The sequence below is a fragment of the Pantoea sp. X85 genome, from assembly GCF_029623675.1.
GTDB classification, from domain to species: domain Bacteria; phylum Pseudomonadota; class Gammaproteobacteria; order Enterobacterales; family Enterobacteriaceae; genus Pantoea; species Pantoea leporis.
In genome coordinates this window covers 568,077-583,654 of sequence record NZ_CP121109.1, presented here as the reverse complement: position 1 = coordinate 583,654, position 15,578 = coordinate 568,077, and the positions used below count along the sequence as shown (strand labels likewise).

Here is a 15,578-nt window from a genome sequence, read left to right as displayed (position 1 = left end):
GCATGGTGAGCCTGACGCTACCCGGCGAGCGCGATGCGTTGCTGTCACCGACGGCCGAGACGGCAGGGAAAATCCACGTGCAGATTCGTGGCTTGAGTAAACGCTATCCCGGCCAAGCCCAGGATGCGCTGAAAGAGGTCGATCTGCAGGTTAAGCGCGGCGAGATTTTCGGCATCATTGGCCGTAGCGGGGCCGGTAAATCGACGCTGATCCGCTGCCTTAATCGGCTGGAAAAGCCTACTCGCGGTCAGGTGGTGATTGACGGGATTGACCTCGGTACGCTGAGCGATCGTCAGCTGGTGGATTGGCGACGCGGTACCGGCATGATTTTCCAGCACTTCAATTTGCTGTCGGCGAAAACGGTACGGGAAAACATCGAGCTGCCGATGAAAGTGGCGGGCGTGCCTGCGGCGGAGCGGCGGCGCAAAGTGGATGAACTGCTGGCGCTGGTGGGCCTTGAGCAGCGCCAGCACGCCTGGCCCGCGCAATTGTCCGGCGGGCAGAAGCAGCGCGTAGGCATTGCGCGCGCGCTGGTGCACGATCCGGAATTGCTGCTGTGTGATGAAGCCACCTCGGCACTCGATCCGGAAACCACGCGCTCGATACTGGCGCTGCTGAAGAAGATCAATCAACAGCGTCACATCACCATTGTGCTGATTACCCATGAAATGGACGTGGTGCACGATCTCTGCCATCAGGTGGCGGTGATCGATCAGGGCGAAATCATTGAGCGCGGGCCGGTGTGGCAGGTGTATAGCGATCCGCAGCAAGAGACTACGCGGCAGCTGCTCAATCCGCAGTTCAGCGCGCTGCCGGAAGCGATTCAACCGCTGCTGACGCCGACGCGCGAGCGTGGCGATTCACGTCTGCTGGTGCGGTTGCGCTACACCGGACAGGGCGCACAGCCGGATTTGGCGGCGCTAAGCGCACGAGTTGGCGGGGAACTGACGTTAATTTATGGCGCGGTGGAGTGGGTGGACAGCAAACCGACCGGGCAAATGTTGCTGCTGCTTGATGCGCAGCATGACGCTGATGCCGCGCGGACGCTTTTAACCCCGATTGCGGATCAACTGGAGATACCGGGTTATGTCACTGGCTATTGATCGTTTATGGGTTGGGCTGCTGGATACGCTGCTGATGGTGGGCGTGTCGTCGCTGCTGGCGCTGGCGCTGGGTTTGCCGATGGCGGTGATTCTGGTGGTAACCGGACGCGGCGATCTGTTTCCCAGTCCGCTGCTGAATCGCGTGCTGGGCTGGGTGGTGAACCTGTTCCGCTCGATCCCGTTTTTGATTCTGATGGTGGCGCTGATTCCTTTTACCCGCTGGATCGTCGGCACCACCTACGGCGTGTGGGCGGCGGTGGTGCCGCTGACGCTGGCGGCGACGCCGTTCTTTGCGCGTATCGCCGAAGTGAGCCTGCGCGAAGTGGATAAAGGGCTGACCGAAGCGGCGCAGGCGATGGGTTTTCATCGCTGGCATATTATCTGGCATGTGCTGCTACCCGAAGCGCGGCCCGGCATTGTGAGCGGGTTTACCATTACGCTGGTGACGATGATTAACGCCTCGGCGATGGCCGGCGCGATTGGTGCGGGCGGCTTGGGCGATTTGGCGTATCGTTATGGTTATCAGCGTTTTGATATGCAGGTGATGCTGACGGTGATTGTGGTGCTGGTGGCATTGGTGACGGTGCTGCAGTTCTTTGGCGACAGGTTGTCGCGCCGGTTGAATCACCGTTGATATCAAGAAAAGCGCAATAAATTGCGCCGCTACGCCAGGTGTTCAGAGGGATAGCGGCGCAATTCATCGCGCGCTTTTGATCTTATGTTTCTATCTGATCTGCAATCCCTCTAACGCCGCCAGCAACGCATCCACTTTGGGTAACAGCTGCTTGCGGCGCGGCCAAATCAGGGTTAAGGCCAAGCCATCCGGCTGCTGCTCGGGCAGAATAATCTCCAGCTCGCCGCGCGCCAGCGGCTCCCGCACCAGCCACGATGGCATCTGCGCTACGCCTAATCCGGCACACAGCGCCTGCATCTGCGCATCCACATCACCCAGCGCCATGCGGTGCGGCAGGTTACGCCAGTGCGGATAGCCATCTTCAGTGGTGAACAGCCACGGCTTGGTGCTGCCATCGACGCGTTCATACATGATCGCCTGATGCTGCAACAATTCGGCTTCGCTGCTGGGCCGACCCACGCGCGCCAGATAATCGGGTGATGCGCAAAACACCATGCGTTCGCGGCCCATCTGGCGACAGCCCAGCGAGGCGGGCAGATCCGGCGATCCACCAATGCGCACCGCAACATCAATCCCTTCATCAAACAGATCGATAAAGCGATCGGAAAAAGTCAGATTGAGCTCCACATCCGGATGCTGGTGGCAAAACGGAATCAGCAGCGGCATCACGCCGAGGCGTCCATAGGTGTTCGGCACCGCTAATCGCAAGCGCCCGGAAGGAATGGTGCGCTGCGCCGCCAGCACCGCTTCGGCTTCTGCCAGCTCCTCCATGATGCGTAAACAGGTTTGGTAATAGGCGTTTCCGGCGTCGGTGAGTTTCAGGCTGCGGGTGGTACGCTCCAGCAGGCGCGAACCCAGGCGGGTTTCCAGCCGCGTCACGCTTTTGCTCACCGCCGAACCCGTGAGATGCAGGCGCTCAGCGGCGGCGGCAAAGCTGCCGCCCTCGACGCTGGCAACAAAAGGAACGATATCTTTCAGGCGCTGATCGTGCATGGATTCGTGAACTCAGGTTATGAATGCCGTGAATTAATGCCAATGATAGGAATTAAATTCTCTATTAAACTCATCATTACTGAAACCGAGGAGAATTGAAATGCAAAAGCAGGCATTGATTGTAGGCATCAGCGGTGTGATTGGACGTGCGCTGGCGGAAAAATTGCAGCGCGAAGGTTGGCAGGTCAGCGGTTTATCGCGCGGACGTGGCGCAGTGCCGGAAGGTTGCCGCAGCCTGACCGCCGATCTGACGGATGCAGACGCAGTGCGTGCTGCGCTGGCAGAAGAGCAGCCGGATGCGCTGTTCTTCAGCGTCTGGTCGCGCCAGGAAAATGAGAAAGAGAATATCCGCGTCAATGGCGGTATGGTGCGTAACGTCATCGAAGCGCTGGGCGAGCGTCTGAAGGGATCGCATGTGGCGCTGGTGACCGGCCTGAAGCATTACCTCGGCCCGTTCGAAGCCTACGGTAAAGGCGCAGTGCCGGTGACGCCATTCCGCGAAGAGCAGGGACGCCAGCCGGTCGATAACTTCTATTACGCGCAGGAAGACGAAGTGTTTGCCGGTGCGGAGAAATATGGCTATCGCTGGAGCGTACATCGTCCGCACTCGATTGTGGGCTTTGCGCTGGGTAACGCGATGAATATGGGCCAGACGCTGGCGGTGTATGCCACGCTGTGCCGCGAGCAAGGTTTGCCGTTTATCTTCCCGGGTTCGCCAGAGCAGTGGAACGGTGTGTCCGACGTAACCGATGCGGGTTTGCTGGCGGAACAGCTGCTGTGGGCCGCAACTGCGGCAGAAGCGGCCAATCAGGACTTCAACGCGGTGAACGGCGATGTGTTCCGCTGGAACTGGTTGTGGCCACGTCTGGCGGCTTACTTTGGTGTGGAAGCGGCGGAGTATCCGGCGCAGATGATGCCACTGGAAGGACGCATGCAGGATGCGGCTGAAACGTGGCGCGAGGTGGCGGCACGTTATCAATTGCGTGAAGCGGACATCACTAAACTGGCATCCTGGTGGCATACCGACGCGGATTTGGGACGCCCGATGGAAGCGTTCACCGATATGAGCAAGAGCCGCAAAGCGGGCTTCACCGGTTATCGTTCAACGCTGGATGCATTTACGCAGTTATTTGATCGACTGAAAGCGGAGAAAGTGATTCCGCAGTAAATTTTGATTGAAAAGGGCGGCTCATAGGGGCCGCTTTTGCATAATTAAAATATAGCGACTCACTATCCGCTTTATTGTCAGGCAACCGGATAGACAATTTAATTTATTGAAAATAATGCCCCAGCATAAGCCAGGTTTTTAAGCTTATACTGAGGCAAAATGGAAACTTACTTTTTCTTATAAACGATGGCGGTACCATGTATTTTGTTATTGGTATTCGCGGAGGTTACGACAAAGATATCGCCGCCTTTTTCTTCAGCCAATTTAGACAGTTCCTCTCTGGCGCTGGCGGGATCCGTTTCGCCTGAGGTGGAAATGTTCCCTACCTCTACATATTGATCTTTTACCTTTTCAAACTCAACTTTGCTCATCAGGTCTGCGGCGAGTGAGCTGAAAGATACCGAGCTTGCTAATAATACGAAAATTAACTTTTTCATACGTATCCTTGAATGAGGTAATTGATGGGAATGGAATTATATTGCTATTATTCTATAGTTTAGAAATAGCGTATTTACAATGTGAGTGAGCTGATTTTTAATCTTTTTCGCGGAAATATCACACCAACGAATTAACTTAACCATTGCACTCTTTCACTCGACTCACTTCAACGTCACCCAACGTTTCCCCACCAGCACCGTCATCGCCACAATCGTCGCTATCGCCGCCAGATGCATGACAAAATCCAGCGGATGCAGATGCACCGGATGGCAAAATGCCAGCAGCGTGACCGCCATGCAGGAGACGCCCAAACCGGCCATTGCCAGGCTGCGCACCGGATGCAATGCGCGGGTGCGGCGTAGGCTGGCGATCATCAGCACCATCATTGGCGTGCTGACCACTAGCAGAAAGGTAAAGCAGCGTGCGCTGTCATTGTCATGTTCGATTGGCACTTCACCGGGAATCTGGCTGATGCTCATGCCGAGCCACAGCAGGCCAATCGGCAGCAGCGCTTTCCAGCTGATACTGCGGCGTCCGGCGATGCTCATGTTGAAGGCGCTGCGGATTGCCAGCGTGCCGAGTACAAAGGCCAGCACCAGCTGCAGGATGGCCTGCAGTGCGCCCGGCTGCGCCCAGTCTGTGACACTGCGCTGCACCAGGAAGCTGGCGGCAATGCCGCATGGCAATGCCAGCAGTAGCCAGGTGATAACGCGCCAGCTAGTGGAGCGCGGCGGTTTAACCGGTCGCATCTCGCGCCCGAGTTTTTCAATTAACAGGTCATGATCGGTCATGATTGGCTCCAAAGCGGCGCAGATTGGTCAGCGCGCGATGCAGCAGCGATTTCACCGCGGCCACACTCAGATTGTTATGCGCGGCCGCTTCCGTCAGGCTCATTTCGCGCAGATGCACATGTTCGACAATTTCGCGCTGACGCGAAGGGAGCTGACGCAGATATCCGGCCAACTCTTCCTGCGAGTCCTGCTGCGGTGCGTCTGGCGCACTGACGGCTTCCGGCACGATATCGTTGTTAACTTCCCACTGCTGATGGCGGCCACGTCGCCGCAGCGCATCAATCGCGCGCGCCGAGATAATCGCCATCAGCCAGGGTAAAAAAGGGTAGGCAGGATCATAGGTGTGACGCACCCGATGCACCGTTAGCAGCACATCCTGAATCACATCTTCTACCAGTGCATCATCGGCGATCTGTTTGCGTGTTTGCGAACGAATCACCGGCACCAGCGCTTTCAGCAGTCGGGTATAGGCGAGCTGATCGCCCGCCTGCGCCTGTTCCATTAGCGCGGGCCAACCTTCACGCGCGCTATCGCTTGTTTGCATAATCCGCCTTGTTGTTCTTACGCCTTCTTGCTCGCCTGGTTCAGTGCGTTCACCACAATACTCGGTGTCAGCACCTGCGGCAGCACTTTGGGCGGTCCGCCGTCGGCAGGATAGACCAGATACATCGGTAATCCGCCCTGACCAAACTCACTCATGGTGTCATCCACGTCCGGGTTAAATTTAGTGGAATCTGCCACCATGTACAGCGTGCCGGTTTTAGCGATGGCCTCTTTAACCGCCTGGGTTGAGAGCGAGGTTTTCTCGTTCACCTGACAGGTGATGCACCAGGATGCGGTGAAATCGACAAAGATCGCTTTCCCGTGACCGCGCTGCGCTTCAACCGCCTGCGGCGTCCATTTGGCTTTGGTCACTTCCGCCGTCAACTGATCGCCCGCCAGGCCTGCGCCGGGTTTGATCAGCGTTGGCAACGGGGCGATCACCGCGATAATCAGCAGCGCAGTAACGGCAAACAGCACCTTATGACTTTTACCGGCAAAGTGGCGATGTTGCGCCATGCCGTACAACCAGCCGGCGAAGGCGACCACCACGGAAGCGGCCAGCAAGGTGGCCAGCGCCGCGCTTCCCGCTTGCTGCGCCAGCACCCACACCAGCCAGGCATACGCGCCAAACATCGGGAACGCCAGACCGCGTTTCAATACATCCATCCATGCGCCGGGACGCGGCAGGAATTTCGCCAGCGCCGGGAACAGTGAAACTAGCGTGAACGGTGCGGCGAAGCCGATGGCCAGCGCAAAGAAGATCACTAAGGCGACGGCAGGCGGCTGCACCAACGCATAACCAATGGCGCTCGCCATAAAGGGTGCGGCGCACGGCGTGGCGACGACGATCGCCAGCGCACCGGTCAACGCCGAACGCGTAAAGGCACCGCGACCAACATCAACCGAGCCGACGCGCTGCACGGATAAGCCCACTTCAAACACGCCGAGCAAATTGAGCGCGGCGGCGAGGATCACCAGCGACAGCAAGGCGATCACCAACGGCGATTGCAGCTGGAAACCCCAGCCAACCGCCGCACCACCAGCGCGTGCCGCCAGCAGGATGCCCGCCAGCGCCATCATGGTCACCACAACGCCGAGTAAAAAGCCCAAGCCTTCGCGACGCGCGCTGGCGGCGTTATCGGTATGGCGCAACAGGCCGAGCGCTTTCAGCGAGATCACCGGAAACACGCAGGGCATTAAGTTCAGAATGATGCCGCCGATGAAGGCGGCCAGCATGGCGGTTAACATCGCTGGCCTCTTTACTTAATGAGTTTGTGGGTGAGAAGCGTCGTACTGCTTAACGGCGGCAAGCGCTTTCTCGATATGTGTGTCCGGATTTCTGTCAGTGTAACTCAGCAGAATATCGCCATCGGGCGCGATCACGTAAGAGGTGCGATCGGACAGGATTTTGCCTTTCATCTGCATGGTGGTTTGATACTGCGCCGCCACTTTTGCACCCGGATCGGCGGCGACGGTGAATTTATCGCGGCACTCGAGTTTAGAGAAATCGCTGACCTGATCGGTATTGCCCGCGGTCACGCCAATTACCGTGGCACCCATTTTGCTGAAGCTGTCTGTGGCTTCAGCAAAATCGTGCGCTTCAATGGTACAACCCGCGCTAAATGCCGCCGGGAAGAAATAGAGCACCACCGGACCTTTTTGCAGCGCCTTTTCCAGCGAGAAGGTCAACGGCTTACCGGCCAACGCGCCCTGCAGTTCGAAGTTCGGCGCTTTCGCGCCCACCGGCAATGCGGCACTGGCGTTAACGGCCGAAAGACCCAGCGCTGCGGTCATGGTCAGGGTACAAACGAGGGATTTGATGCGTTTCATTTTCTGCTCCTGCGATGTATGGGAGTTCCGATTTGGATATCTCATTAGTTCAGTTCGCTGGGGCAGGGAGGAAAGTTTCGGTGCTGGGAAAAATAATTTAAAAAGGTGCAGTAATGCATTTGCATTGCACAATGCAAATGCATTACTGTGGGGCATCTTGGCGGATAGGCGGCTTTATAAGCGATGTTGCTTTGTGAGCGGCTGAGGAGAAAGAAGTGTTCAAATTTGATCTAGTGGATGTATCACTCCGTGCAGAGTCGAGGCTGACAGAACGGAGTCAAACAACTATTCCAGCGGCAATTCGCGATGCTCTACAGCTTAAACCGGGTGAAATTATCGAATATTCCCTGTTGTCTGGCGGCAAGGTCATCATGTCTAAGCAAAATGACGAGCAGGATGATCCCGCCGTACAGCATTTTCTGACTTTTCTCGAACGAGATATGGTGAGTAATCCCCAGCATATTCACTCAGTTCCTGTCGAATTGTGGTCAGGTCTGGAAAATTTGGTCGCTGGAATTGATGTTGATTTAGATGCTCCGCTCACGGATGACTAAACTGCGGGAGAAAGGGTGTGGATTACATGGAAATCAACGGATGGAAATTTTATTTCCACGCTTGTTTTAGTGCTCAGGTAACGTCTTTAGCGCAGGAAGTGTTGCAGCTTAGAGTTGAAAAACCGCATGAATACCATAAAAAGAAACAGACGAAATTGCTGGCAGCAATTTATAAGGTCGTTACAGAAGTTATTGCGCGAGATCCGCTGAATCCTCAGTTTCGACAAGGGGGAACTTTAGGGGATGAAAATCGATATTGGTTTCGCGCGAAATTTTTGCAGCAGTTTCGATTGTTTTTCCGCTGTAGCGAACAGAGTAAAACCATCATTCTTGGCTGGGTGAATGATTTTGGCACATTACGCGCTTACGAAAGTAAGACTGATGCGTACAAAACATTTAAGAGGATGTTGGATGCCGGACATCCACCGAGTGATTGGGAACAGCTACTGCGTGAATCGACAGGCGAATCGGGTTTTCTTTTCCAGGCACCATTCTCATAATTTATCCCTTTAAGGAAATAAATTTGCTTAACTCCAGGTCGCCATGAATGGCGACTCTACACTGTAGGTTGGATCCCCTGACAAAACAAACTCAACGTGTGCTGGACAATGATTTCACGCGAGTACGCGGGATCGCTGGCAAAGCGGGTGAAAGGCACCAGCACTAAACTCAGAATCGAAGTCATCAGCAGTTGTGGCTCCAGATGGGGGTTGAGTAATCCTTGCTGCTGCCAGCCTTCAATCAGTTTTTTCACTTCATCACGTTCACCGTGACCAAAGCGCTTTTTGATGTGCTGACCTAAACCGCCTTCACCTTGCATCACTTCCTGCATCCACAGCGGCGCGAACCAGTTGTGTGTGGTGACGATGTCCGCCACTTCACGGATAAAGGCGCTGAAGGTGGTGACAGGATCGCGCGGGTCATCCATAAAGTGCGCCACCAGGCGCTGGCGTAACGGCAAAAAACGCTCCTCAACCACAATATCCAGCAGCGATTCGCGCGACTGAAAATAGTAATTCAGCATCGCTGGACTCACGCCCGCTTTGCGCGCAATCGCGTTGAGCGAGGTTTCGCCGATGCCGTTTTCGGCATACAGCGCTAAGGTGATGTCGAGCAGATGTTCGCGCTGCTGCACGTTGATCGCGCCGCCGCGTGGACGGCCAGGACGGCGGGGTTTGACTGCGTTGGCCATATCGTCAGCAGGGACTTTTCGTGCGGTCATCTTTATTCGCTCACTTGATTCATGCCAGACTGCAGGCAATATTAATTGTGTATTTAATTAATTTCAATTGGTGTCTGTTATGAAACCCCAAACACTCGCGCCGCAGTCGGGCAGCGGGCAGGAGAATCCTCCTTCTGTCCGCTTACTGATGAGCGCTTTATTACTGGTGATGCTGCTGGCGGCGCTGGATCAAACCATCGTCTCCACCGCGTTGCCGACTATCGTCGGCGAACTGGGTGGGCTCGATCGCCTGTCGTGGATCGTCACCGCTTATATGCTGGCTTCGACGATTGTGGTGCCGCTGTACGGCAAATTCGGCGACCTGTTTGGTCGCAAATCGGTGCTGCAGATCTCGGTGATTCTATTCCTGATCGGCTCGGCGCTGTGCGGTCTGGCGCAAAATATGGAGCAGCTGATTTTCACTCGTGCGCTGCAAGGCTTAGGCGGCGGTGGTTTGATGGTGGTGAGCATGGCGGCGGTCGCCGATGTGATTCCACCGCAAGAGCGCGGTAAATATCAGGGCCTGTTTGGCGGCGTTTTCGGTCTGGCAACGGTGATTGGGCCGCTATTGGGCGGTTTTATCGTGCAGCACGCTTCATGGCGCTGGATTTTCTACATCAATTTGCCGCTTGGTTTATTTGCGCTGGTGATCATCAACGCGGTGTTTAAGACCGACAACAAACGCAAGCCGCATGAGATTGACTATCCTGGCGCGGTGTTTCTCAGCCTGGCGTTGGTGGGTATTACGCTGTTTACCAGCGAAGGTGGCGCGTTACGTGAATGGTCCGACCCGCTGCTGTGGTGCATTCTGGCGTTTGGTGTAATTGGTGTGCTCGGTTTTATTTATGAGGAGCGCCGCGCCTGGGAACCGATTATTCCGCTGTCGCTGTTTCGCAATCGCAGCTTCTCGCTCGCCAGTTTGATGGCGTTTATCGTTGGCATGTCGCTGTTTGGCAGCGTGACGTTTTTACCGCTCTATCTGCAGGTGGTGAAGGGCTCGAAGCCGACCGAAGCCGGTTTACAGCTGCTGCCGCTGATGGGCGGATTGCTGATCACTTCCATCGTCAGCGGACGCATTATTAGCCGTACCGGCAAATATCGCCTGTTCCCGATTGGCGGTACCTTGCTGGCGACTATCGGCATGGCGCTGCTGACCACGCTGACCATTGATGCGCCGCTGTGGCATATCTACCTGTTTGCCTGCGTGTTGGGGATGGGAATGGGCATGGTGATGCAGGTGCTGGTGCTGGCGGTACAGAACACCGTAACGCCCGATCGCATCGGTGTCGCTACCTCGTCGGTCACGTTGTTCCGCTCGGTTGGCGGTTCGATTGGCGTGGCGCTGTTTGGCGCGGTGTTTCGTCAGGTGCTGAAATCGGGTTTGACCACGCTGGTGGAGCAGGGCAAAGCATTGCCGCGTACGCTCGATCCTGATGCGGTGCACCGTTTGCCGCATGATGTCCAGCAAGCCTATTTGCAGGTGTTTGGCGATGCGGTGCATTCAGCCTTTCAAATGGCGGCGGGTGTGATGCTGCTGGCCTTTGTGCTGTCGCTGTTTCTGCCAGAATCACCGCTGCGCAAGAAAGACGCAGCGGCGTAACGCGGTTAAACCGCCGCGCGTTGCTGCAAGGTTTTTACCGCTTGTGCAGCGTCGCGGCCCAGTTCCGCTAAATCCACTCCGGCCATCACATCATCCTGCACCAGCAGTTTTCCGGCACAAATCAGCGCCTTTAAACTGGCGCGTCCGCCGCTGGCCACCGGGCCAATGGCGGGATCGTGCAAGCCAAAATAGCGCGGGTCGTCGAGCCGATAGATGGCGATATCGGCGGCCATGCCAGGTGCAAGGCGGCCGGTGTTTAAGCCCAAAACCTGCGCGCCACCGGATGTGCCCCAGCGCACCACATCTTCAATGCGGGCGGCGTCGCCACCGCCTTCAAAGGTTCCACCGGCATAACGCGGCTGCGCCAGCATGCCTTTGCGTGCGCGCTGGAGCTGCCAGGCGGCGTGGGCTTCGCTTTGCATATCCGCCGCTTCATTTGAGGCCGCGCCATCAACGCCAATTGAGATCTTCACGCCTGCGTGTTCCATTGCCACCAAATCGGCAATGCCGCTGCCGAGGCGCGCGTTACTTTGCGGGCAGTGCGCGATACCGCTGCCCGCCGCGCCCAGCATGGCGATCTCTTCCGGCAGCAGTTTCACCAGATGCGCAAACCACACGTCATCGCCAATCCAGTCGTGTTCGGCGCAAAACTGCAGCGGCGTCATACCGAACTTCGCGCGTGCGGCATCGAGATAATCAACGGTTTCCGACAGATGGCTGTGCAGGCGAATATCGAGCTGACGCGCCAGGCGCGCGCTCTCGCGCAGCTCCTGCTGCGTGGTGGAGTGCAGCGTGGTGGTCGGTGCCATCACGATGCGGCGCATCGCGCTATTCTGCGGTTGGTGATAGCGCGCCACCAGACGATCAACATCGGCCATCATGCTGTCAAAGCTTTCCGGGCGCAGTGCGGTGGGCAAGTCGCTCTCTAAGCCACGGCTTTGCGTCGCACCGCCGCGACACAGCACGAAGCGCACGCCTAGCTTGTCGGCTTCATCGAACAGGATTTCTGCGCCATCAAACGGCATATCAGGCCAGTAAAGATAGTGATGGTCAGCGATGGTGGTGCAGCCGGAACGCACCAGCTCGACCAGACCCACCCGCGCGGCGATGCGAAATGTCTGTTCGTCGAAGGCACCACGAAAGCGATACGGCGTCGCCGCCAGCCAGCCGCCCAGACTTAGATTCAGACCTTGGGGTTCGCCTTTCAGCAGCGATTGAAACAGATGATGATGCGTATTAACCCAGCCGGGATAAACCACGCAATCGCGGGCGTCGATCACGGTTTCATCGGCGACAGCATCGAGTTCACCCATCTCCACAATCAGGCCATCGCGCAGTCGAATATCGCGCGCGCTGCTACGCGGTTGCTGTTTATCGCCGGTCAGGATCGCGGCGCAGTGTTGAATTAGCAGTTGGCTCATGAGCACCTCACTCCACTTTCGCCGCGACAAACTGCGTGCTAAACGCGCTCTGCCAGTCGGTGGACGCTTTGAGTAAACCGGCGTTGACCATAAAGTCACGCGTTGCCTGCCAGCGTTTATCCGTCATCACGCCTAAACCTTGCTGCGCGGCATCGCCGCCGTCAATCAGGTGCAGCGCTTTCATTTGCGATACGCCAAAGGCGAGAACCGCGTCAGTCATCTGCGGGTTCTCCTTTTTGATCAGCACATTACCGGCAGCCGGATTGGCAAGGTAGGATTTCCAGCCTTCCATTGATGCCGCCACAAAACGCTTGAGGACATCCGGCTCTTTTTGCAGCAAATCGTCGCGCGTCACCAGAATGCCGCCGTATGCCGGATAGCCATAATCGGCAAACAGATAGAATTTGCTGTCCGGCTGCACCTCTTTAATTTGCTGCACTTCGGAGGTGGCATAAGCCTGCTGCGCGGTGTTTTTGTCGGCGAGAAACGGTTGCATGTTGAAGGTGTAAGGGCGCGCCTGACCATCCTGCAGCTGATATTTGCCTTTCAGCCACGGCCACCAGCTGGCTTGTCCGCTGGCCGATACCAGCACGGTTTTACCTTTCAGCTGATCCAGCGACTTCACATCGCCGTGGGTAACAATGCCTTGCGGATCAAACTGAAACGGCGCGGCGATGGCTTTCAGTGGGAAGTTGCGCTCAACGCCCCGCAGCACTTGCAGGTCATAGCTGACGATGACATCAGCACGATTCGCCAGCAGCAGCGTCATGTTATTCAGCTGTGGCCCGCCGGAACGCACCTCAACATCCAGCCCATATTTTTTATAAATGCCGGTGGCGAGCGCCTGGTAATAACCGCCTTGTTCAGCCTGCGCGACCCAAGTGGTTTGCAATACCAGTTTGTCGGCGGCGTGCGACAGTGCAGAGCTGCTCAGCAGAGCAGCGAATAAGGAGAAACGGAAACGCGACATTGTCATATAACCCCCAATAAACGTTGAGTTTGTTGTCGTCATCAGGGGCGTAGCGGCGCATGGCGTGCTCACGATGCGTATGCGCATCGTCCCCTGACGAGGTACAGCTAATGCTGTAGAGCAATGTCCTGCGTGCATCTGTTGTCACGCTGACCGCTTATACTCAGTGGGGATTTAGCAAAGCGCATGCCATTCGTGCAACCCACTGAAAGTAATATAGTTGATATTGATGGTGCCGGGCTTTTGCTTCATCGATCGCTCATTAATGAGGCAAATCAGCGTGTTTTGCACCGCCATTGTGCAGACCGGATGCGGCAGATTCCCTAACGTATTGATTTTAAGCGGCACAGCGTGCTGGCACAGCCTTTGCTTAGCTGAAACTGAGTAGAAGCTGTCAACCGTGGTTTCACCCGGTGGGTCATTGCTCGATCGCCTGCGGTATTCAGCAGGCGCGGGGATGACTGCCACGCTGCGGGCGGGTCATCCGTTATCGCTCAATAACGAGGTGCACCAATGGAAAAGACCACTTATGACATGCATGAACTGGCGAAAGAATCGCGTATGGGCGCGCGCGGCGTAGAAGCTGTACGTGATGTGCGCATCATCGATCTCTCCGATTTCGACCAACGTAAAGCGGAAATAGCCGATCAGCTGTGGCAAGCCGCCACCGAGATTGGTTTTTTCCAGGTTTCCGGCCATGGTATTCCACTCGACGACATCAATGCGGCTTTTGCTAACGCAGAGCGCTTTTTCTCGCTGCCGCAAAGTGACAAAGCGCGTCATCCACTCAGCCGCAATGCCGGCTGGGAATACCGCGCGCAAATCCGTCCATCTACCGGTAAACCGGACCAAAAAGAGTCGTATCAGGTGACGCGTCCGCGCATGGCAGGCTTGTGGCCGGATGAGGCCACCTTGCCGGGTTTCCAGCATGATGTACTGAAGTTCGAGCGTCAGTGCTGGGAAGTCGGCATGCGCTTGCTCTCCTGTTTTGCCCTGAAGTTGGGATTCCCCGACGATTTCTTTGCCAAAGCGCATGAGCCTTCGCGCGAAACCTACCAAAGCACGCTGCGGATGCTGCACTACTTTGCCATTAGCGGCGAGCCAGATGGTCCATGGCGCGCCGGGGCGCACACCGATTTCGATTGTCTGACCTTGCTGTTCCAGCGTGATGGGCAGGGTGGTTTGCAGGTGTGTCCGGGCAAAGAGATGGAAGAGCAAATCTGGACGCCGATCCCGCCGCTGGAAGGCTTAATTACCTGTAATATCGGCGATATGTTGATGCGCTGGAGTGATGACAAGTTACCGTCGAACTTCCATCGCGTCAGCAATCCGCTGCCGGGTGAATCGGTGCCGGCACGCTACAGCCTGGCGTTTTTCTGCCAGGCGAATGAAGATGTGATTATTGAAGGACCGGAGAAAAAATACCCGCCTATTTCCGCGAAGGATTATCTGGCGCAGCGTATTAGCGCCAATTTCTCCGGCAAGTATTAAACTTACAGCTGTAAGCCGAAATTGTTGTCGTTCTGTGCAGGAGCGCAAATATTCTCCTGCACAGAAAAAGCCCAGCGTGGAAAATAGATTTTTAACTCAAATACAAGATGTTACCGCTGCGTAAACTTAGGTAAAATCAACCGAAAAATAAAAGATTTCACTGCACGCCTATTTATTTCTGCAACTTTTTTACGGTATAAATCTCAGACCACTGTCTCCCTCAGCGAAATCACCAACACATGATCAATTCTGCCGCCAGCAAAGTTATCGCCTGCCTGTTTGTTTTCACTCTGGCAGGTTGTTCTTCGAAGTCTTCGCATGCGCCTGCTGAGGAAAGCGTTGATACCTCGGCAGACAACGGCAAACAGCCCGATTTAATCCCGGTGATTGCCGCGCTGCACGATCAAATGCATTCGTGGGAAGGGACCAAATATCAGTGGGGCGGCACACAATTAACCGGCGTCGATTGCTCGGGATTTGTCTGGCGCACGCTGAAAGATCGTTTCAATATTCCGATGGATCGCGTCACCACCAAAGAGTTAATTGCCATGGGCAAACCGGTGGATCAGGCGCATTTGCAACCCGGTGATTTAGTGTTCTTCCGCATTAAGCGTGAGCTGCACGTCGGCTTTTATGACACCGATCATCAGTTCCTGCACGCATCGGTGAGTCAGGGCGTGATGCGCTCTTCGCTAAATAATCCGTACTGGAAATCGGTTTATTTAGAGGCGCGCCGCTTGCCGAAAGAACAGAATTCGCAGATTAGTTTCAATTATAAAAACAAGGTTTGATGAGAGGCGCGCAAAAATGCGCACCTTTA

General features: G+C 55.9%; 18 protein-coding genes. 8 read left to right on the top strand and 10 right to left on the bottom strand.

The genetic code is table 11. From position 1 onward, the window contains the following. Nucleotides 1-2 precede the first annotated feature (2 nt). Nucleotides 3-1,103 carry an ATP-binding cassette domain-containing protein gene (locus tag P6287_RS22295; RefSeq protein WP_277975066.1) on the top strand — a complete coding sequence of 367 codons (1,101 nt, stop codon included), beginning with the start codon at nt 3-5 and terminating at the stop codon, nt 1,101-1,103. Beyond that, nucleotides 1,087-1,737 (top strand): methionine ABC transporter permease, encoded by a 651-nt coding sequence (locus tag P6287_RS22290; RefSeq protein WP_049851713.1) that lies wholly within the window; start codon nt 1,087-1,089, stop codon nt 1,735-1,737. The genes P6287_RS22295 and P6287_RS22290 overlap by 17 nt, the downstream gene beginning before the upstream one ends. A gap of 90 nt (nt 1,738-1,827) precedes the next feature. On the opposite strand, the gene P6287_RS22285 is transcribed toward P6287_RS22290, so the two are convergent. Next, nucleotides 1,828-2,730, bottom strand: coding sequence for a LysR family transcriptional regulator (locus tag P6287_RS22285; RefSeq protein WP_217548416.1), 903 nt, complete (start codon nt 2,728-2,730; stop codon nt 1,828-1,830). 100 nt (nt 2,731-2,830) lie between these two features. On the opposite strand from P6287_RS22285, the gene P6287_RS22280 reads away from it, so the two are divergent. Further along, on the top strand, nt 2,831-3,898 hold the full coding sequence (locus P6287_RS22280; RefSeq protein WP_277975065.1) for an SDR family oxidoreductase: 1,068 nt from the start codon (nt 2,831-2,833) through the stop codon (nt 3,896-3,898). A gap of 167 nt (nt 3,899-4,065) precedes the next feature. On the opposite strand, the gene yahO is transcribed toward P6287_RS22280, so the two are convergent. The 5 genes from yahO to P6287_RS22255 form a co-directional block, all read right to left on the bottom strand. After that, nucleotides 4,066-4,335, bottom strand: a complete 270-nt coding sequence (gene yahO / locus P6287_RS22275) for a DUF1471 family periplasmic protein YahO (RefSeq protein ID WP_101761698.1) — start codon at nt 4,333-4,335, stop codon at nt 4,066-4,068. A gap of 162 nt (nt 4,336-4,497) precedes the next feature. Further along, nucleotides 4,498-5,127, bottom strand: coding sequence for an NrsF family protein (locus tag P6287_RS22270; RefSeq protein ID WP_277975064.1), 630 nt, complete (start codon nt 5,125-5,127; stop codon nt 4,498-4,500). Then, complete coding sequence (locus P6287_RS22265) at nt 5,114-5,671, bottom strand: sigma-70 family RNA polymerase sigma factor (RefSeq protein WP_192413169.1); 558 nt, start codon at nt 5,669-5,671, stop codon at nt 5,114-5,116. Before P6287_RS22265 ends, P6287_RS22270 begins: the two co-directional genes overlap by 14 nt. Before the next feature lie 17 nt (nt 5,672-5,688). Further along, entirely contained in the window at nt 5,689-6,918 is a 1,230-nt protein-coding gene (locus P6287_RS22260; protein ID WP_192413167.1) for a thioredoxin family protein, read from the bottom strand. Nucleotides 6,919-6,933: 15 nt separating this feature from the next. Further along, the gene (locus P6287_RS22255; RefSeq protein WP_277975063.1) at nt 6,934-7,500 is read right to left on the bottom strand and encodes a peroxiredoxin; all 567 of its coding nucleotides are present in this window, start codon (nt 7,498-7,500) and stop codon (nt 6,934-6,936) included. A 215-nt stretch (nt 7,501-7,715) separates the two neighbouring features. Between P6287_RS22255 and P6287_RS22250 the strand changes: the two genes are divergently transcribed. Both P6287_RS22250 and P6287_RS22245 read left to right on the top strand, forming a co-directional pair. Continuing rightward, nucleotides 7,716-8,054 carry a type II toxin-antitoxin system PrlF family antitoxin gene (locus P6287_RS22250; RefSeq protein WP_277975062.1) on the top strand — a complete coding sequence of 113 codons (339 nt, stop codon included), beginning with the start codon at nt 7,716-7,718 and terminating at the stop codon, nt 8,052-8,054. Nucleotides 8,055-8,071: 17 nt separating this feature from the next. Further along, the gene (locus P6287_RS22245) at nt 8,072-8,554 is read left to right on the top strand and encodes a type II toxin-antitoxin system YhaV family toxin (protein WP_277975061.1); all 483 of its coding nucleotides are present in this window, start codon (nt 8,072-8,074) and stop codon (nt 8,552-8,554) included. Nucleotides 8,555-8,610: 56 nt separating this feature from the next. Here P6287_RS22245 and P6287_RS22240 read toward each other — a convergent pair whose 3' ends face one another. After that, the gene (locus P6287_RS22240) at nt 8,611-9,276 is read right to left on the bottom strand and encodes a TetR/AcrR family transcriptional regulator (RefSeq protein ID WP_277975060.1); all 666 of its coding nucleotides are present in this window, start codon (nt 9,274-9,276) and stop codon (nt 8,611-8,613) included. 79 nt (nt 9,277-9,355) lie between these two features. Here P6287_RS22240 and P6287_RS22235 point away from each other — a divergent pair, with 79 nt between their 5' ends. Continuing rightward, nucleotides 9,356-10,876 carry an MDR family MFS transporter gene (locus tag P6287_RS22235; protein WP_277975059.1) on the top strand — a complete coding sequence of 507 codons (1,521 nt, stop codon included), beginning with the start codon at nt 9,356-9,358 and terminating at the stop codon, nt 10,874-10,876. A gap of 5 nt (nt 10,877-10,881) precedes the next feature. On the opposite strand, the gene P6287_RS22230 is transcribed toward P6287_RS22235, so the two are convergent. The 3 genes from P6287_RS22230 to P6287_RS22220 all read right to left on the bottom strand — a co-directional run bounded on the left by P6287_RS22230 (nt 10,882) and on the right by P6287_RS22220 (nt 13,735). After that, a complete protein-coding gene (locus tag P6287_RS22230) occupies nt 10,882-12,297 on the bottom strand; it encodes an amidohydrolase family protein (protein WP_277975058.1) in 1,416 nt (471 codons plus the stop codon). Between the two features lie 7 nt (nt 12,298-12,304). After that, nucleotides 12,305-13,267: an ABC transporter substrate-binding protein gene (locus P6287_RS22225; RefSeq protein WP_277975348.1), complete on the bottom strand. Its 963-nt coding sequence runs from the start codon at nt 13,265-13,267 to the stop codon at nt 12,305-12,307. A gap of 174 nt (nt 13,268-13,441) precedes the next feature. Then, entirely contained in the window at nt 13,442-13,735 is a 294-nt protein-coding gene (locus tag P6287_RS22220) for a hypothetical protein (protein WP_277975057.1), read from the bottom strand. Nucleotides 13,736-13,780: 45 nt separating this feature from the next. Here P6287_RS22220 and P6287_RS22215 point away from each other — a divergent pair, with 45 nt between their 5' ends. Next, nucleotides 13,781-14,758 carry a 2OG-Fe(II) oxygenase family protein gene (locus tag P6287_RS22215; protein ID WP_277975056.1) on the top strand — a complete coding sequence of 326 codons (978 nt, stop codon included), beginning with the start codon at nt 13,781-13,783 and terminating at the stop codon, nt 14,756-14,758. Nucleotides 14,759-14,997: 239 nt separating this feature from the next. Next, complete coding sequence (locus tag P6287_RS22210) at nt 14,998-15,549, top strand: NlpC/P60 family protein (RefSeq protein WP_101761687.1); 552 nt, start codon at nt 14,998-15,000, stop codon at nt 15,547-15,549. Nucleotides 15,550-15,578 lie beyond the last annotated feature (29 nt).